Source organism: Mesobacillus harenae (assembly GCF_013343715.1).
Classification (GTDB): Bacteria; Bacillota; Bacilli; order Bacillales; family Cytobacillaceae; genus Mesobacillus_A; species Mesobacillus_A harenae.
This window is the reverse complement of the sequence record NZ_JABUNR010000007.1, coordinates 198,099-220,734: the sequence shown is the minus strand read 5'-3', so window position 1 is coordinate 220,734 and position 22,636 is coordinate 198,099. Positions and strand designations below refer to the sequence as shown.

The following is a 22,636-nucleotide window of genomic DNA, read 5'->3' as shown; positions in this document are numbered from 1 at the left end:
AAGTTCTTTTATCTGAAAATCGGTATATAAATTCTTCCCCATGATACTCCTCCGTCCCCTCAATAATTCTATTGAAACACAAAAAACCCCGTATAAGGGACACTTTTTTATCAGTGTCCGTTATACGGGGTATAGCTCAGGTTTATACCTTTGGGGCACCCTTTTCTAGTTATTTCAAGCTTGCTCACACTTTTAATCAAGACATCTCGCTGATTTTATCAGCGGCTTTTTTTGTTTCGGTTACATAATCTGCTATTCGATGATTATCGTCATTCAGATTTTCGATGGTGGCGTTCATTTCCTCTAATCCAGCCGTTGCTTCTTCGATAATGGCGGCTAGTTCCCTTGTCGAGATCTCAACTTCACCAGACTGAGCTTTGACATCTTCTACGGAGCGTTCGTACTGGCTAAATTGTGAATGGAGCTCCTTAAGAGTGCTGCTTACCTTCGTAAATAAGCCAGAAACCTCATTTACTGCAGACAAACTTTCGGAAAACTTTTCACTGCTTTTGTTCATCTTGTCTAGTGCTGCAGAGTTGGTTTCATTAACAGCGGCAAGATTTTCAGTAATTTGTTTGGCTGTTTCCCGGGTTACTTCTGCAAGCTTACGAATTTCTTCGGCAACAACCGAAAATCCTCTTCCTGCATCTCCTGCACGGGCGGCCTCAATTGATGCATTCAAAGCGAGCAGGTTAGTTTGTTCAGTAATTTTCTGAATGCTGACTGTGAAGCCATTTGTTTCTTCGATCTTCTTAGTCAGCTGAGAGAAGGTTAGTCCAAGCTCGGAAATAGAATTTGACAGTTCCTCCATGTCTTTTTGAAGCTCTTCAATTTTAACGGAACCGTTTTCGGAAGCAGTGGCCGCGATTGAGGTGCTGTTTGATAAGTGAAGAGAGACCTCTGACATTTCATCCATTTTTCGTTTCGTCAGTTCAGCACTTTCGGAAATAATATTAATTTGTTCTGACTGAATCTGACTGCCAGCTGAAATTTCCTGGACTGCTGATTTCATTTCATTTTGGGATGAAAGGTGAGTCTGAATCTGATCGTTAATTTTCGAAAGGCTGCCGGTAATGACGACCAGTTCTCCGTGCAGGCGTTTGCCCTGTTCCTCTTTTCGTTCCTTTTCCTGCACTGAATCCGCTAAAAACGCCTCAAGGGAATTATACTGTTTTTCATTTAGTTTTATTAGCACGTACAACACTGCACCAATTAAAACGTAAAGAAGGACAATCGCCGCAAACTGATCATTTAAATAGTCAGCGTGTTCAACAGCTAGCAGATTATTCATAATAACAGCTGCCAGTCCAAGTGAGTACCCGAGTAAGAAAATTTTCATATTGAAATGGATAGCAGAAAAGACGGCCAAAAACAGCAGTACAAGAAGAAAGGCACCAGTTCCGCCATGACCGCCTATGTAAATAAAGTGATGGATATAGATAGTAATAATAGCTGCGTAAGGAAACACGATTTCTTTCTTCAACCAAGATTGAAATATAAAATAAGACAGCACAAAAAATAACAGCTCGCTTATATAGACGATAAGCTTAAAGGCTGGTTCCTGATTCATGAATGTGTAGCCAATAGTGGCCAGCAGTGAAAAAGAATAGGTGGCCAGCATAAGTATGTTTTTTTTGCGTGTATCCTCCCTGCGGAGTGACTGAATAGCCTCCAATGTAAGATCCCCCTTATGTATTTGATTATTATATCGGCAAAATAAAAGATTTACTTAATGAGTTATCGATGAAAAGAGAAATTTAATTGAGAATTAAAATTCGAACCGATAACTTAAATTTTTTAAAAACATGTCGAAATAAAGAAAGAGTTATATTTTCGACCTAAATATAATCGAATTTAGTATGATAAATGCCGGCTATTCCTTGGAATAGCTGTGAGACAGCTGGATGACAAGGGGAGTCTAACATGGATAAAACATCGTTAATAGGCGTTATTCTGGGGATTATTGCAGTCGGAGTTGGGATGGTTTTAAAAGGGGTAAGTCCTGCCGCCCTCTTAAATCCTGCCGCTATTCTAATTATTATTTTAGGAACAGTCGCAGCTGTTATGATTGCCTTTCCTACAAATGAGCTAAAGAAAGTCCCAAAACTTTTTGGGGTATTATTCAAAGAACAGAAATTGCTTTCTCCTGCAGATTTAATCGGCATGTTTTCAGATTGGGCCCAGCTTGCACGTAAAGAAGGCTTGCTTGCATTGGAAGCAAGAACGGGTGAAATTGAAGATGAATTCCTAAAAAGCGGGCTTTCCTTAGCGGTTGATGGGCAAAGTGCGGATTACATCAGGGATGTGCTGACAGAGGAAATTGAAGCAATGGAAGAGCGGCATCATGCCGGAGCAGCTATTTTCTCCCAGGCTGGAACCTATGCTCCAACTCTAGGGGTATTAGGAGCGGTTGTTGGATTGATAGCGGCGTTAAGCCATATGGACAATACTGACGAACTTGGCCGAGCGATTAGTGCCGCTTTTGTTGCGACGCTGCTTGGAATATTTACAGGTTATGTATTGTGGCATCCCTTTGCAAATAAACTTAAAAGAAAGTCGAAACAAGAAGCTAAGGTTAAATACATGATGGTGGAAGGAATTCTTTCCATCCTTGAAGGAGAAGCCCCGAGAGTGATCGAACAAAAGCTTTCTTCTTATCTGCCAGCTAGCGAGCGGAAGCTGGTGCTGGAAGAAAGCGGAGTGAAGGCGGATGAGTAGGCGGAGAAAGAAAAGGCAGGAGCATGATGAGCATATAGATGAAAGCTGGCTTATTCCGTATGCAGACCTTTTAACTCTTCTGCTGGCCTTGTTCATTGTTCTGTTTGCGATGAGTTCAGTCGATGCGGTAAAATTTCAAAACCTGTCCCGGTCATTTAATGATGTTTTCTCTGGCGGTACAGGTGTACTTGAATTTGAAAGTCCCACTCCGGAAAATCAAAATCAGCCTATTATAGAAAAAGAGGACAAAAAGGAGGAAGAGGAACAAACTGACGAGCTAGAGGAAGACGGGAAGACGGAAGAGGAGCTTGAAAAGGACAGGGCAGAGCTACTGGAGCTGCAGCGTAAAGTGAACTCCTACATTGACAGCAAAGGACTAACTTCGAAGCTGGATACATCTTTAACAGAAGAGGGACTGCTTGTCACAATTAGGGATAATCTTCTATTTGAATCTGGAAGAGCAGATGTTCGTTTGGAGGATCTTCCAACAGCAAGGGAAATCGCCAACCTACTCGTTATGGATCCTCCCCGAAACATTATTATAAGTGGACATACTGATAACGTCCCGATCAGTACTGCCCGATATGAGTCAAATTGGGAGCTTAGTGTCATGAGGGCAGTTGAATTTATGAAGATACTGCTGGAACATGATCAGCTTGATCCAAGCTCATTCAGTGCTAAAGGATTTGGGGAATTCCAGCCTGTAGATACAAATGAGACTGAAGCCGGGAAAGCGAGAAACAGACGTGTTGAAATTTTAATCCTGCCTCGGAACTAGAGCTGAACCTTTAAGTGGGTTCAGCTTTTCTTCATTATATAAAACTAGTCTTAATCTTTTTTGTGCTTTGTATTAACGCCAGCTATTGGTAAAAAAACGTAAGTCAACCAATTAGTTCAGTCAGAGGATTTAGGTGCTTTCCCAGCCCAAATCCGTATTTCCATTCTCATTTATTTTTGGTATTATTTAGAAACCGGAGTGTGAGGAGAAATTGTATGGGAAAACTACATAATTATTATTCTCAGTTTCATCCAGTTGTTTGGGTGCTGCTTGCTGGAACAGTTCTTGCGCGGGGTGCTTCCTATATGACCCTGCCTTTTCTGGCAATCTATTTATCTCGAAGCCTTGAGCTGCATCCAGTGCTGATCGGGATAACCATAGGGATCAGTCCATTAATGGCCACCGTAGGAGGGTTTCTGGGAGGTTATCTCTCCGACCGTTTCGGTCGAAAACCAATCATGATAGGTGCGTTATTTGTATGGGTACTCGTTTTCTTCGGGTTTATGCTGGCCGATTCACCAGGCTGGTTCATCTTGTTAAATGCATTTAACGGCTTATGCGGGTCATTTTTCGAACCAACATCTCAGGCGCTAATAGCTGACCTTACTCCTAAAGAGAAACGAATGAGAGCTTTTTCACTTCGGTACACGGCCATTAATATCGGAGCTTCGGTCGGTCCTCTGCTGGGTGCGTATCTGGCTCTCTCTTCTGCCAAGTCTGCTTTCTTGGTTACAGGTACTGTCTATCTAGTTTATTCTGTTGTCCTGCTTATCGTTTTAAATCGGTTTTCAATTACGAACAATCTGGCTTCAGGGGAACGGGTTACTTTTTCCGCTTCTTTAAAAATAATCGGAAGGGATAAGGCATTAGGCTTTTTAATTCTTGGCAGTATTCTGATCAATGCGGGGTACGCCCAAGTGGAGTCAAATTTGCCTCAGCATTTAACCGCTTCTATTGATAACGCTGTTTTTGTATACTCTGCTTTGCTTTCCTTGAATGCAGTGATCGTGGTTTTGCTGCAGATGCCAATCAGCCACTATGTGGAAAGATTCCCGACTATGCAGGTGATGATGGCGGGAGCGGTATTTTTATCAGCCGGCTTATTGGGGTTCGGGGTGGTAAACGGATGGACGATGGCCATTGTTTCGATGTTTCTATTAACGATTGGTGAGATATTAATATTCCCATCCAGCAGTTACCTTGTTGACCAGCTTGCGGTGGAACACTTGCGGGGAGCATATTTCGGAGCAGCCCAATTTCGTAAATTAGGCCATTTTTCCGGACCGATTATTGGGGGCTTTTTGCTTAGCGAAGCAGGAGGAACCATCATGTTTGGCGTAATGGCTTCCATTGTCCTGGCCAGTATTGTCTTTTTCATGCTTGGCAGCAAGGTGCCTGCCCGGGTGCCTGTTATGGTGAAAAAGTAGATGCATTTAAGAGAGAAGTAGGGTAAGTCAATTAATTTGATACTATTAATATAAACCTGCCTTGTGATTTAGGCAGGTTTATTTATCTACTTTTTGGCTGGGAACGTCAGGCTGGCACATCTTATCAACAAGAAAACCAATGAACAACATCATTGTAATCGGGATGGCAAAATTTATTAAGTGTAACATGAACTCTCCTTGCCCCCTTAAATCCAAATAAAAACACTTTCATAGTATTAATATTATATTGGAGGGGCCGCCAAAAAGACATTTAATTTTCAGATGATTATGAAAACTCATTTGATGTTCTGCTTCGGTTTAGGTTCAAACTGAAGAGGGAAAAAGCAAGTCAGTTAGCTGTGCATATTATTAAAGGAGGACCACATTTGGAAACGATTCTAGCTTATGTAACAACAATTTCGAACTGGCTATGGGGGCCGCCCCTAATTATATTGCTTGTCGGAACAGGCCTCTATCTAACTGTGTTACTTGGATTCTTTCAATTTCGGTATCCGATATATATTTTTAAACAGACATTTGGGAGCATTTTTAAAAAACCTAGAGGAGAGGGTACGGTTACCCCCTTTCAGGCCCTAACCTCGGCATTATCCTCCACAGTAGGTGCTTCTAACATTATTGGTGTACCGGCTGCCATCATGTTTGGCGGACCGGGTGCTATCTTCTGGATGTGGGTCATTGCTATTTTTGGGATGGCTATTAAATTCTCTGAGAGTGTACTCGCTGTACGTTTTCGTGAAAGGAACGAAGCGGGTGAATATGTCGGAGGGCCGATGTATTATATGACGAAAGGCCTGAACATGAAGTGGCTTGGAGTTTGGTTCGCTTTTGCTCTTATGATTGAACTTGTTCCAAGTATTATGGTTCAGGGTAATGCAGTCGCCTCTGCGGTTTCTGAAACCTTCAATATTAACCCTCTCTACACAGGGATCTCCGTCTCACTATTAGTTGGCTTAATTGTTTTCGGAGGTATTAAACGGATCGGGAAAATAACTGAGATTTTTATTCCGTTCATGGCATTATTTTATGTTGGAGCTTCATTTATTATTTTGATTATGAACATAGATAAGCTGCCAGGAGTATTAAGTTTAATATTCACCTATGCCTTTCAGCCAATGGCTCCACTCGGCGGATTTGCTGGTGTTGCCTTGGCGGAAGTTGTTCGGTGGGGATTTGCAAGGGGATTATATTCAAATGAGGCTGGGCTCGGTACGGCGCCAATTGCCCATGCAGCTGCTCAAACAGATCATCCCGTCAGGCAAGGATTCTGGGCGGTCATCGGAGTTTTAGTGGATACCCTAATTATTTGTTCGGCAACCGCCTTTGTTGTGCTTTCCTCAGGGGTATGGACTGAGGAAGGGGCAATGAACGACCCATCGGCTCTCACAACGATTGCATTTTCAAAGTATTTTGGAACAGCAGGAAGCCTTCTTGTAACTATTTGCCTAATCTTCTTTGTCCTTTCCACGATCATTGTTATCATTCACTATGGTGCAAAACAGGCTGAGTTTTTGTTTGGAATAAAAGCAGGGTTTTTGATCAAAATTGTTTACATGGCGGCAATTATTCTTGGGTCAATAGGAGCAGCCCAAACAATCTGGCAGTTCCTGGACCTTGCCTTGGCAGGTATTCTGATACCTAACGTCGTCGCAGTGCTTTTATTGAGTAAAGAGGTCAAAAGATTAACTCATGAATTCTTTACGTCTGATCTATATTACTTAAAGGATGTCAAAAAAAACAAATACCCAAAAGATTAGAATTGGCAAGAACTCGTTAGCATAATGGATTCCTAAATACTTGATGAGCCCTATCCTATAAAAGCAACTGCGTGTCCGAACGATGGGACATGCGGTTGCTTTTTCTTAAAATGCCAAAATAATCTTATACAGCCCAAAGAAAAAGTGTCTGGATTGCAAACTTGATTGGCTCGGAAGGAATTCTGTTCTTAAAGGCGAAAAATATAAATAGTAAAACAGCAAAAGCCAGAACGGGAAGAGGAATGTAAATGGCAAATAATCTAGTGAACTTCAAACAAACTATTACTACGGAGGAAGAGCTTAGAGGCTTGTTAGGCTACCCAGGTGACCTTGCAAGCAAGAAGGTAATTGATAACATTGATGAACATTGTCGCGATTTTATTTCAAAATCACCTTTTTTGGTGCTTTCAACAACTGACAGTTCAGGAAATTGTGATGTTTCCCCGCGAGGAGATGCACCAGGTTTTGTTCATATCTTGGATGAAAAGCATCTGGTTATACCTGAGCGTCCCGGAAATCGCAGGTTAGACTCTTTAAAAAATATATTATCAAATCCGAGAGTTGGATTGCTGTTTCTTATTCCAGGCCTTGGAGAAACGTTAAGAATTAACGGCAAGGCTTGTCTCGTAACTGATAAGGATTTACTTGAAAAATCGGCTGTAAATGGACGTACCCCCCTAATATCAATAGCAGTGGAAGCGGAAGAATGCTTTATCCACTGTGCCAAGGCTTTAAAACGATCAGCACTATGGCAGCAAGACACTTGGGCACCTGCGGAGACACTTCCTTCGGCAGCAAAAATGATGGCTTCACATGCAAAATCAGCGGGACTTTCAGAAGAAGGAATTGCAGATCGTCTCGAAGAAAGTTATACAAAGCGTTTATATTAAAACTAGAGAAAGTTGGAGCAGTACGCTCTTTTTTCCCCTAAGTGTTTTTCAACAACAATATATTAATTAAACAAAATAAGCCAATCGTCCAAGCAATACTCTTTTAAAAGCATAAGATTTAGTACGCCAGATCAAACCGTAACACGCTATCTAACTCCTTTAACCTGCCGATTGTCCGGCAGGTCTTTCTTTTTTTAATAACATAAGGCATTCGTCCATACAAATTAAGGCATATTTCCATAGTATTTAGTAAGGCATTGTGAAGTATGCCCGCTGTAAGAACGTTATGTTAATTTCACACACACCTTACCAGCGGAGGCGCTTCCCACTGCTTTTCTCTCTTTAAAATTGTTAGGGGGTGAAAAATATGGGCTACGGCTACGGTGCAGGATATGGCGGTTATGGCTACGGCGGGGCAGCAGGCTACGGTGCTGGGTACGGCGGAGGCTTCGCGCTGATCGTTGTATTGTTTATTTTATTGATAATCATTGGTGCTTCTTGGGGTTACTAAGAAAACGATACCGCTTGCTCTAAAGGAGCAGGCGGTATTTTTTTATATAAAATTAGTTTAATTAAGGAAGAATGGTACTAGGTAATTGATTACTCTTATTCCAGTTGGACTTGTTATTTTATAAACAAAAGTTTATAATTTAGACAAATGTTTTAAAAGGGGGTGAAGCCTTTGAATGAAAAAGAGTTTTTAATCATTAAGTTAATAAAAGAAGATCCATTTGTTACTCAAATGGAACTTGCAGCAAAAACTGACTTGTCACGTTCAGCTGTTGCTGGATATGTTTCCTCTCTTATTAAACAAGGAAAAATTCTTGGTCGGGCATATATTCTCCCAGCAAGCCGTCAGGTCCTTTGTGTGGGGGGAGCCAATGTTGACCGGAAAATCCAGGTGCATGAAAGGCTATTGCTTGGAACATCAAATCCCGCGGAGACTTCCCAATCATGCGGTGGGGTAGCGAGGAATATTGCTGAAAACCTCGGGCGGCTCGGCTGCAGTGTGGGATTGATGACGGTTGTTGGAGAGGATCATGAAGGGAAATGGCTGCTCGAGAGTACGAAACCTTATGCAGATGTTACTCCATCTAAAGTCATTACAGGTATGAATACAGGAACATATACAGCTGTCTTGAATGAAGAGGGTGAAATGAGTGTTGCTTTAGCTGATATGGGTATATATGATTCGATTGAAAAGGAAACCCTGGAGGAAAAATGGGGTCATGTTGCATCGAGTGAAATTGTTGTCTTAGACACCAATCCATCTGATGAGGTTCTTTCCTATACAATTAGAAGATGCTTTGAAGAGGGCATCCCTCTTTGCATAACGCCTGTATCAGCCCCTAAGGTAAGGAAGCTGCCTCAGGATTTATCAGGCGTTACCTGGCTTATAGCCAATAAGGAGGAAGCAGCAGCCCTTTCAAATATAGACATTAAGGATGAAGGAGACTTTTTCAAAGCTGCTGAGGAGATCATTAAAAAGGGTGCAGATAAGGTAGTGATCACGCGCGGTGATCAGGGCTTAATTTATTTTACTAAACAAGGGCAAGCAGGCGTCCTTCTTGCACCTCGTGTAGAAGTTTTAGACGTGACCGGAGCCGGTGATTCTCTTGTGGCTGGAATTATATTTGCTCACTTAAATGGACTGGGGCCAGAGGATGCTTGCAAAATTGGCATGGCATGTTCCCTGCTCACGCTGCAATCAAAGGAAACTGTTAACCAAACCCTTAATAACACACGGCTTCAAGAAACATTTAAACAATATTTTAAAACTGGAGTGTGACTTATGTACGAGAAATGGCTTGATTATTCAAAGGAAGTTTTAGAGGCAAGACGCACAAATAAACCGGTAGTTGCATTAGAGTCAACGATCATATCGCATGGAATGCCTTATCCGCAAAATGTTAAAACAGCTAAGGAAGTTGAAGAGATTATCCGTGAGAATGGTGCAGTTCCAGCAACCATTGCTATTTTAAATGGAAAGATTAAAATTGGCTTATCTGATGAAGAACTGGAGTTCCTTGGAAAAAGCCCGGACATTGAAAAGGCCAGCAGGCGTGATCTGCCTTACCTTTTAGCTTCAAAAAAGAATGGGGCGACCACTGTTGCAGCTACAATGATTTGCGCTGAGCTTGCAGGTATTAAGGTGTTTGTTACCGGTGGGATTGGCGGCGTACACCGTGAGGCAGAAACGACAATGGATATATCGTCCGACCTTCAGGAGCTAGCTAAAACAAATGTAGCGGTCGTTTGCGCCGGAGCAAAATCGATTCTTGATATAGGCTTAACACTCGAATATCTTGAGACACAAGGAGTTCCGGTTGCTGGTTATGGCACGGACGCCCTGCCAGCTTTCTATACAAGGACAAGCCCATATAAAGTCAATTTCCGTATTGATACTCCTCATGATGCGGCGGAAATGCTCGCTGCTAAATGGAGCCTAGGGCTGCAAGGAGGGGTTGTCATAGCGAATCCTATTCCCGAAGCGGATGCGCTTGAAGAAGGATTCATTACGGCTGTTATCGAAAAGGCACTAGGTGATGCAAAAGAGAATAATATCTCCGGAAAAGAAGTCACTCCGTTTCTTCTTGGGAAGGTAAAGGAATTAACAGAGGGGACGAGCTTAACAGCTAATATTGCACTAGTAAAGAATAACGCGAAGGTTGGCTCACAGATCGCAGTGCAATTAAATAGTTTGGATTAATAGCCTGAATAGTGTTTCCTGTCAATAATTCAAAAAAAACCTGAGCAATTCATAATGCGATTTCAGGCATTAGAGTAAAAAGAAAATTGGTAAGTAAATTAGCAAAGAAAATGCTTGGAGACATATGCTCCAAGCATTTTTTATGCAATCTTATGGAAGGTAAGCATCCAGGCAGTCCATTAGCGATTCCTTATTCTCAAGTATCGCTACTCGTTAGCGTCCTAATTCAGCTATTTTGCAAGATTGGATAATGAAAAACATCATTCCTATAAAACAACTCCTGCACCCATTCTTGACTCTGCAACCTTGTTTGCATAGCGGTGCATCCTCTTCTTCAACCCTAAAAGAGCGGACTCTCACGGACCAGAGGAGGGAATCTCATGGCTGAATAAATAAGCGGAGAAATTCCTCTTATTTAGAAAAAAACATGAGAAATAGCTTAAATAGAGGGAGAGATTCCGCCTATTTGCTCCAAAAATATGAAAATCGGACATTGTGCCTTACTTAACGGGAAAACTTCCGCTTATACCCCCGAACCGAGTTCTATCCTGCAGTATAACGGGAAAATCTCCGCTTATTTTATAGATCACTGATTCCTGAATTAAGGATAAGCATACCAATTAGCATATGAATTCTCATGTTGGAAAAAAATGATGTCATCATGTTACAAGGGGTGCGAAATTACATAAATTTTCACCGGTTCACTTTTTCAAAGGCCCGAACAAAAAAGAAGCAGCCTAATCCAGTTGCGAATAGGACTGCTAATCGGTGTGCTAATTAGTTTTTTTATTCGAAAACCGAACCCGTTAGACCAATTCATGGGGTGTGTTTATTTTTTTTGCTGTGTTAAAGGAAAATGTTTGTTGGGGCGGAAATAACAGGAAAGTTTAATACAGTCCTTAGACATGGTAGTAAGCTTTGGTAATCCCGAGGCCTTCACCAACTGGTACTTGAGTTCTTAACACATTAAAAAAGATATTGCCTCAAAATAAACCTTGTTTTCACTTGTCACTCGATTTCTCCTCTGTTCCTGAACTTTATAAAATCAAGATAGAATGAAAATTGCTCCTTGCTAATGCCATGCTCAATGGCTTCATCAATTAAATGCAGCCATTCTTTATCGACATTCGGATCGAAGTCAGTTTCATTGCCAGTCGTCCCCATGAGATCTTCGACCGATGTATTAAGGGACCGCGCCAATCTTGAAAGAACCTGCAAGGAAGGATTTTCCTGTATACCCCGTTCAATATAACTCAGATATGATTTGGAGATACCTGCTTTATCAGCTAATTCATTGATGGAGTATTTTTTCTGTACCCTAAGCCGCTTGATACGCTCTCCTACCATTAGTGTAATCTCCTTAATAAAGTAGATATATTCATTATAACGAACAAATTACTTATTGGAAAGAACTAAAACTAAGATAATAAGAGTATTTTCATGAAAAAGAACGATTTTAGTTCTTTAAAGAGAATATAAAGCTATTTTTGATAGTTTTCATCTAATTAGCTAATGAATTATACTCAAATTGTAATATATAAAGAACGAAAAATGCTTAAATCTAGTATTCCGAATTAATTCAGTGCAAATCGAAAAAGGGGGATCTTTATGTATAGAAAAAACTGTGACCGTTGTCACCGGCCTTCCTATAGCAGCAGTGAGCATGGAATGTGGAATTGCCCAATTTGCGGTAATGATTTAACCGCTTATCCCTTTTTTAATGCAGTTACCCTTGAGAGGGTGGGAGCAGTTCCAAAGGGAAAGCTGGAGAGTTACCGTTATGTACTGAATAACGGTAACCAATAAAACGGCTTTTTGGGGGTTAAATTAGCAATAAATATCGCCCTATTCTGATTTATTCTGACATTAAAATGGCAATTCGAGAAAAAAAGTCTGAATAGTCTTAACTACCCGTTGTTTTTTTGTAATTTAATGGGATAAAATATCTCAATAGTTTTAACCTTACATGACAAATAATAACAATATAATTAAATAGAACCAGTTACAATCTCTTTATAAATAAGTCTAACGTCACAGAAAAAGGCAAACCAGCTGAAAGGCTGGGACGCAAAGTCACGGGTCTAAGGGATGAGGTTCATGCTATGGCAGCCGGATTACCTGGAATGCGCGAGGTATTTTGGGGGGAACAAAGTGATAAAAGAAAAATCAGTACCGGAAGAACTAGACAGCGAATGGATGCAGCTAATTATGGAAGCATTGGAACTAGGAATAGATAAGGAAGAGATCAGGCAGTTTTTAAATTGCCATAACCAACAGGATTATAGGAAGAATTAAAGCCAGCGAAGTACATATTGTGAAAGAATGGCAATAGTTCTTTAAAGTAAATGAATACTTAATGCCAAATTAAAACCAGATAGGCCTGATCATCGAGATCAACAGGCCTATCTGGTTTATTTTTGGTTAATGCGCCATTTATTAAATTCTAAAAACTCTTTGAACTGATCTTTAGTAATTCCTGAATCCATAGCTTCCTTGACCAATTTCAGCCAATCTGAATCCATCTCTTCCTTATTGGGATGATCATGAATTAAGTGGTCAACCGGAATATTAAGCACCCCTGCAATTTTTTCAAGGAATTGAATAGAAGGGTTGGTTTGCAAGTTTCTTTCGAGCGAGCTCAAATAAGATTTAGCAACACCAGCCTGTTCTGCCAGCTCGGATAAACTCATCTTTTTCTCTTGCCGCAATTTCTTTACTCGTTCACCGATCACCAGACTCACACACCTTATTATATATATATAATCATCATATCAAAAAAACTTTAATAGTTCCATATAAAGAACAATTTTCACGAAAAATATGTAAATAAGCCTATTATTTTATAATACAAAAGCATGCTTGAAGCTTACGTTAACGTTAATGTTATAATTATTTACAGAAAATTATAAATAAATGAGGGGATGCTAATTTACTCTATTTCAGAGCTGGCACGGGAGTTTGCTGTCAGCACACGGACAATTAGGTATTACGAGGAGATGGGGCTCATATGCCCAGAACGGAATCAGAATTCGAGACGAATTTTTACCAAAAAAGATTATGCAAGACTGAAGCTGATAATGAGGGGAAAACGATTTGGCTTTCAGCTTAATGAAATTAAAGAGATGGTTCTTTTGTTCGACCAGGATCCAACTGGCCAAAAGCAGCTGGTACGCACACTAGGATATGGAAAAGAGAAAATATTAGAGATAAATGAACGAATCGAAGAACTTCAAGAGTTAAAAATTGAAATGGAAGAAATGATGAGAAGGCTTGAAGCAGGGATAAGCTTACCAAGACAAAAGGAGGAATTTCAGTGAATTTTTATAGGGAAGATCCCAATCTGTCATTCATTTTAAAACAATATATGGACGATGAGTTTTATGGATGGGCTGAGGGAAAACTGGATAGTTTTGGGGAACTGTGTGGTACGGAAATTGATCAGAGAGCAAGCCATACAGATAGAGAAGGACAGCCTAAGTTGATTAAATATGATCGTTTAGGAAATGATATTTCCGAAGTTTGGCTGAATGAGGGTTATAAGAAGACGGTTGAACAGACTTATAATGAGGGAATTGTCGGGTACGTCCATAAACCGATTCCTGAATTAAATAGAAAGGGAAGTTACCTCTACTCATATGCACAGGGTTACTTACTTTCACAGACAGAACCAGGATTTTATTGCCCGGTGACCTTAACGATGGCTACAGCCTATTTACTGGATGAGTACGGTGATACAGAGTTAAAGAAAAAGTATCTTCCCCATGTGTTATCTACAGGAGAAGTGGAGCTTTATGAAGGCGCAACATTTTTAACTGAACGACAGGGTGGTTCTGATGTGGGCGCGAATGAAGTAAAGGCAGTCCTGGAAGGCGGCCATTACAAGATTCACGGAGAAAAATACTTTGCGTCCAATGCTGGTGCTTGCGGTATAGCAATGGTGCTAGCCAGAAGAGAAGGTGCCAAAAGCGGGTCAAAGGGACTGAGTCTGTTTCTTGTTCCATGGAAAACAGATGATGGAAAGCTAAATAACCTTGAAATCCGGCGCCTTAAAGATAAGCTCGGGGTCCGTGCAGTTCCATCTGCTGAGGTTGTATTTAACGGGGCAGAAGCTTATCTTGTCGGAGATCCCAATAAAGGCATTCATTACATGATGGAGGCATTAAACCTTTCTAGAATTTGTAATGCTGTTGCATCAGTGGGTATTATGCAAAGGGCATTTATTGAAGCAAGAAACTACGCGGCAACAAGACATACTTTTGGCAGCTATCTTACCGATTTCCCCATGGTAAAGGAGACGCTTGTTAAACTGGCGGTCCGCCAAGAAGTTGAGACTGGGGCTGTTTTCTCTCTTGTAAATTTGTTTGACCAAGTATCAAGGAAAGATGAATCAATAACACAAGAGGATTTGGCACTGAACCGCCTGCTTATAGCTGTGTTAAAGGCTGAAACAGCCGAACAGGCAATTCACTTTAGTCATGAGGCAATTGAAATTCATGGAGGAAACGGATATATAGAAGACTTTGTGACCCCAAGGCTCTTAAGAGATGCTCAAGTATTAACTGTTTGGGAAGGAACTGCAAATATATTAGGTTTGGAGGTAATTAGATTAATTGAAAGATTTGATGCTGGTGAACTATTTCTAAAAACAATCACAGCAGACTTAAATAAGCTTCCCGAGCACCTGAAAGTCTATGCAACCCCAGTTTGGAAGGGGATAAAACAGCTTGAAGCAATATTCGCGTTACTTTTAAATGCAGATCGAGATACACAGACTTACCATAGCAAACGAATCGGCAAGCTGATGGCAAAAATTTATGAAAGCCTCATTGCATTGAAGGATGCTGCAATTGGAGGGGAACGAAAAGTAATCATTGCTCGTGTTTTTCTTCAAAATACTTGGGGGATCAATGAGCATTATGATGAGGAAATGCTTTCACTAAGATATTATGACATAATCCTAAACTATGGCTCTGTTAAAGCTTCAATAGGCTAAACTGTCCGTTACATTGGGATACTGGAGAAGGACCGCGCTCGAAGTGATATCACTAGGTTTTTATGGCAGATCATTTAATCAAACGTTTGATTAGCTAGAAAGCCCTTTAGGGTCAATATATCGGGAACTAATTAAACGATTGAATAAAAGCTCTGTGTAAGTTCGGCGATTGTTCTCAAATAGTCTGAAACAAGGTAGAATAAAGGGAACAAAAAACGTAATGGAGTCGAAATATGCAAAAAAAATATTTGATTATCTATGAAGAACTTGCTGAACGGATTCAAAACGGCACGTACCGCCCCAAGACGATTTTGCCCTCTGAAAACGAACTTGCCGAAATTTACAACACCTCAAGAGAGACAATCCGGAAAGCCTTAAATTTGCTTGCCCAGAATGGAATGATTCAGAAAATCAGGGGTAAGGGATCACTAGTGCTCGATTTGAAAAAGCTGCAGTTTCCGATTTCGGGATTAGTAAGCTTTAAAGAACTGGCCGGTAAAATCGGTGGGAATGCAGAAACAATGGTAGCTGAATTCTCCTGTCAGAAGCCTGATGAGGAAATGCTGGGCCACCTAAATGTGAGTGCTAAGGATAGTATTTGGAGGGTGTTCCGGATCAGGAAGATAGATGGAGAAAAAATTATTCTTGATAAAGATTATTTGGCGGCGCACCTTGTTCCTGGTTTAACAAAAGAGATCTGCCAAAACTCTATTTTTGCTTATATTGAACATGAGCTCAATAAAAAAATAAGCTTTGCCAGGAAAGAGTTTACCGTAGAGGAACCAACAGCAGAAGACAGGCGATATCTGGATATGGACGATTTTCAGAGTATTGTCGTAGTGAAAAATTATATTTATTTTGAGGATGCTACCCAGTTTCAATATACCGAATCCAGACACAGGCCAGATAAGTTCCGCTTCGTTGACTTTGCGCGTAGAATGGATAGTTCACCGATGCCTTAATTCATGGAAGTAAGAGATAATCTGCCATTTTCTTGTCAGGCTTTTAGCTTAAATAGTAAAAAAGTCTTCAGCCATGTGCTGAAGACTTTTTGCCGTTAAGAAATTCAAACTTCAAGGGTGACGGTAATCCATTCAGCACGAACGAAGAGCGATTAGTGAACCTTTGCCACTTCACCAAAGACAGATTAACCTCAGTGGCTTTTGGCTGCTAAATCGATGGTGACAACCCGTCTTAATGTTTCGGATATTTTCCGACCAGGTGGATGGAGCTGATAATGCGCTTGTTGATCCATTGTAGGTTACCTGGCGTGTTGAGCTGTTCAAAAACATTTTTCCGGCCAATTTCTGTTGTAACATAGTGACTGGGGAGAGAATTCAGGCTGAGTGCAATAATATCATTCCGGCATTTCTCACAGCTGCAAAATGTTTGATAATCAGGACTATGCATTAGTACAGTAACTAGGGTGACGACTACTTCTTCCATAACATTAACGAATTTTTCTTCCATGATGTTCCCGCTCTCTGTATGTTGATAGCCTCATTATATCTTAAAATATCTTAAAATAAGTTGATAATAGAGAAGAATTTTAGACTGGTAAGCAGATAGTTTGCCAGGGTATTTATGAATAGGGGAATGGGCAAGGCATGTTTTATGAAGACTAGTTCAGGGAATCAAATCCATGTGTGGTCATTAAGAATTTTTAAAAAAGGAGAGTAATGCATTATGAAAAAAATTGCATGTCTCATTACAAATGACTTTGAGGATTCTGAATATCTAGAGCCTGCACGGGCATTTTCTGAAGCAGGCCATCAAGTGATTACGATTGAAAAAGAAAGCGGAAAGACTGTTAAAGGCAAGCAAGGTAAAGCAACTGCAAAAATTGATAAGGGTATCGATGAAGTAAACCCGCAAGACTTTGATGCGCTTTTCCTGCCGGGCGGCTTCTCGCCTGACCAGCTCAGAGCAGATGACCGATTTGTTAAGTTTTCAAAGGCTTTTATGGATGAGAATAAACCGGTTTTAGCCATCTGCCATGGTCCGCAGCTGTTAATTACAGCAAAAACACTGGAAGGCAGAACAGCCACAGGTTTTAAGTCAATTCAGGTAGATTTGGAAAATGCAGGTGTAAACTTTAAAGACGAGCAGGTTGTTGTTTGTGGAAACCAGCTAGTAACCAGCCGGAATCCAAATGACATTCCAGCTTTTAACCGAGAGTCCATAAATCTTCTCAAATAATGGAACCCCCCTTCGTGTGTACATGCGAAGGGGTTTTTACATACATATAAATCAATCAATATTTTTTGAATTTGCAGGCTGAGCAAGTTAATATTAAGCATATGGATTCAACAGCACCATTATGGGAGGCAGGTTATCAGGAATGATTGTGTTAAAATCTCCGCGTGAGATAGAAAAAATGAGGGAGGCAGGGAAGCTTCTCGCATCCTGCCATAAAGAAATAAAAAAACTGATTAACCCGGGAGTAAGTACATGGGAAATCAATGAATTTGTAGACAGCTATTTAAGCAGGCATGGAGCAACAGCTCAGCAAAAAGGGTACAGAGGATATGAATATGCAACTTGTGCCAGTATTAATGATGAAGTCTGCCACGGGTTTCCCCGCAAGGAAGTATTGGGAGAAGGCGACATTGTTACGATTGATATGGTCGTGAATTTAAATGGTGCTCTAGCAGACTCTGCTTGGTCGTACGCAGTTGGGAAAGTAAATAGCGAAACCCAAAGGCTGCTGGATGTTTCAAAGGAATCTCTATATAAGGGAATCGCAGCAGCCGTTCCTGGTAATCGGATTGGAGATATCGGCCATGCTATCCAGTCATATGTTGAAGGAGAGGGATTTTCGGTGGTGCGGGAGTTCATTGGCCATGGCATCGGAGCAACAATCCATGAAAAGCCAGATGTTCCCCACTTTGGTCTGCCTGGAAAAGGGCCGAGGATCAAAGAGGGTATGGTATTTACCATTGAGCCTATGGTGAATGCGGGCCGCTGGGAGACGAAAATGGATCCGAATAAATGGACAGCCAGGACAATCGATGCTCAAAATTCCGCACAGTATGAACATACGATTGCAATTACAAAAGAAGGACCGATTATTTTAACGGAACAGGATGAGTAAAATGAAACAGCCGGATGCGATAAACTGTACCGGCTGTTTTTAATCATCCAGCTCCAGCGCCCAGCGACTCGTGTACTTCGCCCACCTCCCAGCGATAAGTCAACATCGAATCGCTATCGCTCTTCGTGTTTCCTTTATCTCAAATCGGTGTGCTCCAGTCACTCGAGAATCGCTTCTGCGTCACTAGAGGAAACAAGACCCCAGGAAGTCCTGCTCCTACGACTGAGGCCGCGTCGCAAGGCTGCAAAGGAGCGATTTTAGGTAGATGCCTAGCTGGTGATTTGTAGAATGACTTCACCTTCTAGCGGGGCTATTCTTAACGCTTACACTTTGTTCTTATGCTTAACGCGTCAATTCTTCCTTTATTAGCTGAATGTTTCCTTCATGAAATTTATTCATGATACCTGGAAACGGATAACCTGAAATTAAGTTATAGGACTGATCAATCTTATTCTCTTGTACAAGGCCGCGCAATTGCTCGATATAACGCAGGGAAGCGCTTCTCCTAGCTTCAATTTCTAATTTGGAGTCAGCAGCGGGCCCGTGGCCGGGGATCAGCATATGGATTTCGTACGGGTTTAGAAGAGCCTTCTTAAATTTGGATAAAGTTTGTTCATACTGATAACTTGAATGGTATATGTAGGGAAACTCAACTTCCGCAAGGTAATCCCCGGCAATCAAAATACCGCCGGGTTCAACGAGACAAGCAGCACTACATTCAGTATGGCCAGGTGTTAAATAGAAAAAAAGAGAGGTATGGCCTGCAGTCAATGACTGGCCGTCCTCCTTAATAATGATGTCAGGCTCAGGAAAAGAGATTTGATAATCTCTTTCGATATAGTAGGAGTCATCAAACCTCAAGATCTGCTCAATTACTTTTTCCTTGTCTTTTTTTCGGGCGAATGAATCGGACGAAATGATTTTTGCCTCAGGGAAGGCACCATGTCCAATAATATGGTCATAATCAGAATGAGTATAAAAAACATAGAGCGGCCGTCCGTTCCGAATGTCATTGACATATTTCTGGATTTGTTTGATTTCAGCCGGGAGCCAGCCAGGATCGACAACCATGACCAGATCCTCTGTATGAACAACTATTGAATTTGTTTGAAACAGGCTGCTTTGAAATATGGTTATATTTGTATCCTGAAAAAGAATCATTATAAGCCTCCAGGCAGGTTTCGGTTTAAGAAGGTGTATAGAGGTTTCCTATCATTAGTATGAAAAGATTCTCAGCAATTATGATTGCTTGCGGAGATTTCCAAGTTCTTCTGCAATTGCCTGCATTTCATTCGGACTGAAAGAGTTCTTTCTCATTACCATTTCATAAACATCTCTCAGTTCCTCATACATCTCACCGTCAAAGTGTGAAGGCTTTATAGCTCCCATATTCAATACTTTTAGTTTTTCTTTGATTTTTTCAATCATAAATTCTACGTTCTCCGTTGATTTTTGTGATAAGTCCACACCATTTCATCCTCTCAACATTAGTACAATTATCTTTCCATTATCTGAAGGAAAAGTCAAACAAATTCCGGCTGCATAAACACAGCCGGACGGGCTTCAATTATTAATTTTAATTAAAAGATTACGTTTCTATTGATCGTTCTTTTTCTTCTTTTATTGTTTTGATTATTTTTCTTGTCTCCAGGACGACTACACCAGATAGGCCAAGAAGTCCTATTAGATTCGGGAAGGCCATAAGACCGTTCATGATATCAGCTATCCCCCAAACAATATCGAGATGTAAAATAGAGCCTAAAAAGACAGCTAAAACAAACACTATTCGATAATAAATGACGACACTTTTACTAAACAGATAGGAAAAGCATTTTTCTCCGTAATAAGACCAACCAATGATTGTAGATGCGGCAAAGAATAAAAGTCCAATAGCAATAATCATTGAACCGGTTGAGCCAAGGAACTTTTCAAAGGTTAGTGATGTCAACTCAGCACCAGTCGCCTCCCCGTTATAGAGACCTCCCATGACAAGAGTGATCCCTGTGATAGAACAAATAACAAGTGTATCAATGAACACCTGGGTCATGGAAACAAGAGCCTGCCGGCCGGGCAAGTCTGTTTTCGCTGCTGCAGCAGCAATTGGGGCTGAGCCAAGACCGGCCTCGTTTGAGAAAACTCCTCGAGCTACCCCCCAGCGAATCACCGTACCAATAGCACCCCCGGCAACAGCTTCTCCTGTAAATGCATCAGTAAAAATAAGTGCGATAGCTGCAGGTACTAGATCAAAGTTTACAATCATAACGATAATACCAGCAATCAAATAAAAGGCTGCCATGATTGGTACGAAAAATGAAGTCACTTTCCCAATACTCTTTATTCCGCCTAGAATAACAAGAGCCGTAAAGATGGTGAGTAATATGCCTGTAACCCAAACGGGGACAGAAAAGGTCGATTCAACAACATCCGCAACAGTATTAGATTGAACCATATTACCGATCCCAAAAGCAGCAATTGCGCCGAAAAGGGCAAAAAGAATGCCGAGCCATTTTTGACCAAGTCCTCTTTCTAAATAGTACATTGGTCCGCCGGACATTTCACCGTCTGCGTCTTCTACGCGATATTTAACGGCTAACACGGCCTCAGCATACTTTGTGGCCATTCCGACAAGTGCGGTGATCCACATCCAAAATACGGCACCAGGTCCCCCCATAAATACCGCAGTGGCTACCCCAGCTATATTCCCTGTGCCAACCGTTGCGGCGAGGGCAGTCATTAAGGCCTGGAAATGGGAGATATCTCCCTCGGAAGTTTTATCCTGGTTTTTTGTAAACGCAAGCTTTAGAGAATAAGGCAGCAGCCTCATCTGTAAAAATCCAATACGAATAGTTAAATAAAGACCTGTACCGACAAGCAGAATTAAAAGTGGAGGTCCCCATACCCAGCCGCTAATCGTGTTAATCCAATCTTGAAAACTCATGCATTTTCCTCCCTGCTTAAATTTTTTTAAATAATAAATGAAGCCCCTAAGAAGAATATTCTGAAAACACAGCCGGAAAGTCAAGTTAAAGGGTTCAGCAAACTAGATAAGCTAGATAGGTGTCTTCAATCAAATGCTGCTAGAGTAGTTTCAACGAACTAAAAATTATTCGATTAATTTTTCTCGATGTTCGGCCGATGTGTCAAAGGACAACTAAATCATGAAAGAGGTGCCTAACGGCTGCTTTTTAAATTCCAGGGTTGGCTTAGAATTTTACATAAGGGAAATAATGCATACGTCATGCTTGCATGATAATGCGTAAATCGTGGAAAATGTAATAGAGGGGGAATTGGAGTCATGCTTAAGGTGCTTTTTGTTTGTCTGGGGAACATATGCCGGTCGCCAATGGCTGAAGCAAGGTTTCGAGATCTTTTAATTCGGGAAGGTCTAGAGCAGAAAGTTCTGGTTGATTCAGCAGGGACTGGCGATTGGCATGTTGGGAATTCGCCTCACGAGGGTACAAGACAGATATTAGACCAGTATAAAATCGAATATAAAGGTATTAAAGCTAGACAGCTAACTAAGGATGATTTATTAAATTTTGATTATGTGATTGGAATGGACATGGATAATATAAACAATGTTCATTCCCTTGCTGGATCAGAATCAGTAACAATCATTTCCAGACTGCTTGATTATAGTGAGCAGGGTAACAAAGATGTTCCAGATCCTTACTACACAGGAAACTTTGATGAGGTTTATCAGCTAATTGATGCTGGCTGCCAGTCATTGCTGGATCATATAAAAATCAACCATAAAATATAAAATGGAGGGAATGCGAATGGGGAATTCACGAACGTTTTTGATGGGTATGCTATACGGAGCTCTAGCAGGCGGAGGAATCGCTCTTCTTAATAGAGAGACTCGCCGTTCTGTTATGAAAGATGCTCGCAGCGTAGGTGAAAATGCTGCATATATAGCTAAAAATCCAAATCAATTCATGGGTGATCTTAGGCAGACGGTAACGAAAGTCCGGACTGCAGTTCAACAGGTTTCAGATGATGTTTCGTATATCGCAGAGAAGGTGGATGAAATCAGAGAGGTTACTCCACAGGTTGCAGACATCGTGAAAGATACAAAGCAAGCGTTTACCCGTTCTGGAAACGGTGCAAGTGCGCAGCAGCCGATGGGGAACACAGTTTTCACTCCCCCGGCTGTAACAGACACAACGCAAAATGACCAAACTGACTATATGCACTAACAAACAAATGCTAACAACTCGTTGGACCATATGGACTGGGTTGTTAGCCTTG

General features: G+C 41.1%; 23 protein-coding genes, 1 pseudogene and 1 riboswitch. Of the genes and pseudogenes, 17 read left to right on the top strand and 7 right to left on the bottom strand.

Features of this window, described 5'->3' with window-relative positions; genetic code table 11:
- Nucleotides 1-196: 196 nt before the first annotated feature.
- Nucleotides 197-1,675: a methyl-accepting chemotaxis protein gene (locus tag HRJ06_RS10785; RefSeq protein WP_174732861.1), complete on the bottom strand. Its 1,479-nt coding sequence runs from the start codon at nt 1,673-1,675 to the stop codon at nt 197-199.
- A 248-nt stretch (nt 1,676-1,923) separates the two neighbouring features.
- Between HRJ06_RS10785 and motA the strand changes: the two genes are divergently transcribed.
- The 8 genes and pseudogenes from motA to HRJ06_RS10745 all read left to right on the top strand — a co-directional run bounded on the left by motA (nt 1,924) and on the right by HRJ06_RS10745 (nt 10,298).
- Entirely contained in the window at nt 1,924-2,718 is a 795-nt protein-coding gene (motA, locus tag HRJ06_RS10780; RefSeq protein WP_174732859.1) for a flagellar motor stator protein MotA, read from the top strand.
- Nucleotides 2,711-3,496 (top strand): flagellar motor protein MotB, encoded by a 786-nt coding sequence (gene motB / locus HRJ06_RS10775; protein ID WP_174732857.1) that lies wholly within the window; start codon nt 2,711-2,713, stop codon nt 3,494-3,496. The genes motA and motB overlap by 8 nt, the downstream gene beginning before the upstream one ends.
- 215 nt (nt 3,497-3,711) lie before the next feature.
- On the top strand, nt 3,712-4,923 hold the full coding sequence (locus HRJ06_RS10770; RefSeq protein WP_174732855.1) for an MDR family MFS transporter: 1,212 nt from the start codon (nt 3,712-3,714) through the stop codon (nt 4,921-4,923).
- 386 nt (nt 4,924-5,309) lie between these two features.
- Nucleotides 5,310-6,698 (top strand): alanine/glycine:cation symporter family protein, encoded by a 1,389-nt coding sequence (locus tag HRJ06_RS10765; RefSeq protein ID WP_174732853.1) that lies wholly within the window; start codon nt 5,310-5,312, stop codon nt 6,696-6,698.
- 248 nt (nt 6,699-6,946) lie between these two features.
- The gene (locus HRJ06_RS10760) at nt 6,947-7,588 is read left to right on the top strand and encodes a pyridoxamine 5'-phosphate oxidase family protein (protein WP_174732851.1); all 642 of its coding nucleotides are present in this window, start codon (nt 6,947-6,949) and stop codon (nt 7,586-7,588) included.
- Between the two features lie 436 nt (nt 7,589-8,024).
- Nucleotides 8,025-8,099, top strand: a pseudogene (locus tag HRJ06_RS23220) (YjcZ family sporulation protein); the annotation flags it as partial.
- A gap of 171 nt (nt 8,100-8,270) precedes the next feature.
- On the top strand, nt 8,271-9,377 hold the full coding sequence (locus HRJ06_RS10750; RefSeq protein ID WP_174732847.1) for a carbohydrate kinase: 1,107 nt from the start codon (nt 8,271-8,273) through the stop codon (nt 9,375-9,377).
- Nucleotides 9,378-9,380: 3 nt separating this feature from the next.
- Entirely contained in the window at nt 9,381-10,298 is a 918-nt protein-coding gene (locus HRJ06_RS10745; protein ID WP_174732845.1) for a pseudouridine-5'-phosphate glycosidase, read from the top strand.
- A 1,008-nt stretch (nt 10,299-11,306) separates the two neighbouring features.
- Here HRJ06_RS10745 and HRJ06_RS10740 read toward each other — a convergent pair.
- Nucleotides 11,307-11,645, bottom strand: coding sequence for a helix-turn-helix domain-containing protein (locus HRJ06_RS10740; protein ID WP_174732842.1), 339 nt, complete (start codon nt 11,643-11,645; stop codon nt 11,307-11,309).
- A 261-nt stretch (nt 11,646-11,906) separates the two neighbouring features.
- On the opposite strand from HRJ06_RS10740, the gene HRJ06_RS10735 reads away from it, so the two are divergent.
- Together HRJ06_RS10735 and HRJ06_RS23470 are read left to right on the top strand one after the other, a co-directional pair.
- Complete coding sequence (locus HRJ06_RS10735) at nt 11,907-12,104, top strand: hypothetical protein (protein WP_174732840.1); 198 nt, start codon at nt 11,907-11,909, stop codon at nt 12,102-12,104.
- A 226-nt stretch (nt 12,105-12,330) separates the two neighbouring features.
- Nucleotides 12,331-12,420, top strand: a riboswitch (cyclic di-GMP riboswitch).
- A gap of 29 nt (nt 12,421-12,449) precedes the next feature.
- Entirely contained in the window at nt 12,450-12,593 is a 144-nt protein-coding gene (locus HRJ06_RS23470; protein ID WP_338421080.1) for an anti-repressor SinI family protein, read from the top strand.
- 116 nt (nt 12,594-12,709) lie between these two features.
- On the opposite strand, the gene HRJ06_RS10725 is transcribed toward HRJ06_RS23470, so the two are convergent.
- Nucleotides 12,710-13,030: a helix-turn-helix domain-containing protein gene (locus HRJ06_RS10725; protein WP_174732836.1), complete on the bottom strand. Its 321-nt coding sequence runs from the start codon at nt 13,028-13,030 to the stop codon at nt 12,710-12,712.
- A gap of 189 nt (nt 13,031-13,219) precedes the next feature.
- On the opposite strand from HRJ06_RS10725, the gene HRJ06_RS10720 reads away from it, so the two are divergent.
- The 3 genes from HRJ06_RS10720 to treR all read left to right on the top strand — a co-directional run bounded on the left by HRJ06_RS10720 (nt 13,220) and on the right by treR (nt 16,253).
- The gene (locus tag HRJ06_RS10720) at nt 13,220-13,615 is read left to right on the top strand and encodes a MerR family transcriptional regulator (RefSeq protein ID WP_174732834.1); all 396 of its coding nucleotides are present in this window, start codon (nt 13,220-13,222) and stop codon (nt 13,613-13,615) included.
- A 47-nt stretch (nt 13,616-13,662) separates the two neighbouring features.
- Entirely contained in the window at nt 13,663-15,291 is a 1,629-nt protein-coding gene (locus tag HRJ06_RS10715) for an acyl-CoA dehydrogenase family protein (RefSeq protein ID WP_242035203.1), read from the top strand.
- A gap of 233 nt (nt 15,292-15,524) precedes the next feature.
- A complete protein-coding gene (treR, locus tag HRJ06_RS10710; protein WP_174732829.1) occupies nt 15,525-16,253 on the top strand; it encodes a trehalose operon repressor in 729 nt (242 codons plus the stop codon).
- Between the two features lie 232 nt (nt 16,254-16,485).
- Here treR and HRJ06_RS10705 read toward each other — a convergent pair whose 3' ends face one another.
- Nucleotides 16,486-16,761, bottom strand: coding sequence for a late competence development ComFB family protein (locus HRJ06_RS10705; protein ID WP_242035197.1), 276 nt, complete (start codon nt 16,759-16,761; stop codon nt 16,486-16,488).
- Between the two features lie 213 nt (nt 16,762-16,974).
- On the opposite strand from HRJ06_RS10705, the gene HRJ06_RS10700 reads away from it, so the two are divergent.
- Nucleotides 16,975-17,490 (top strand): DJ-1/PfpI/YhbO family deglycase/protease, encoded by a 516-nt coding sequence (locus tag HRJ06_RS10700; RefSeq protein ID WP_174732886.1) that lies wholly within the window; start codon nt 16,975-16,977, stop codon nt 17,488-17,490.
- A 142-nt stretch (nt 17,491-17,632) separates the two neighbouring features.
- The gene (map, locus tag HRJ06_RS10695) at nt 17,633-18,385 is read left to right on the top strand and encodes a type I methionyl aminopeptidase (RefSeq protein WP_174732827.1); all 753 of its coding nucleotides are present in this window, start codon (nt 17,633-17,635) and stop codon (nt 18,383-18,385) included.
- 342 nt (nt 18,386-18,727) lie between these two features.
- On the opposite strand, the gene HRJ06_RS10690 is transcribed toward map, so the two are convergent.
- The 3 genes from HRJ06_RS10690 to HRJ06_RS10680 form a co-directional block, all read right to left on the bottom strand.
- Nucleotides 18,728-19,546 carry an MBL fold metallo-hydrolase gene (locus HRJ06_RS10690; RefSeq protein ID WP_174732825.1) on the bottom strand — a complete coding sequence of 273 codons (819 nt, stop codon included), beginning with the start codon at nt 19,544-19,546 and terminating at the stop codon, nt 18,728-18,730.
- A gap of 78 nt (nt 19,547-19,624) precedes the next feature.
- Nucleotides 19,625-19,852 (bottom strand): DUF1128 family protein, encoded by a 228-nt coding sequence (locus tag HRJ06_RS10685; protein WP_174732823.1) that lies wholly within the window; start codon nt 19,850-19,852, stop codon nt 19,625-19,627.
- 121 nt (nt 19,853-19,973) lie between these two features.
- On the bottom strand, nt 19,974-21,323 hold the full coding sequence (locus HRJ06_RS10680) for an alanine/glycine:cation symporter family protein (RefSeq protein WP_174732821.1): 1,350 nt from the start codon (nt 21,321-21,323) through the stop codon (nt 19,974-19,976).
- Nucleotides 21,324-21,680: 357 nt separating this feature from the next.
- Here HRJ06_RS10680 and HRJ06_RS10675 point away from each other — a divergent pair, with 357 nt between their 5' ends.
- Both HRJ06_RS10675 and HRJ06_RS10670 read left to right on the top strand, forming a co-directional pair.
- A complete protein-coding gene (locus HRJ06_RS10675; protein ID WP_174732820.1) occupies nt 21,681-22,148 on the top strand; it encodes a low molecular weight protein-tyrosine-phosphatase in 468 nt (155 codons plus the stop codon).
- Between the two features lie 16 nt (nt 22,149-22,164).
- Entirely contained in the window at nt 22,165-22,584 is a 420-nt protein-coding gene (locus HRJ06_RS10670) for a YtxH domain-containing protein (protein WP_174732818.1), read from the top strand.
- Nucleotides 22,585-22,636 lie beyond the last annotated feature (52 nt).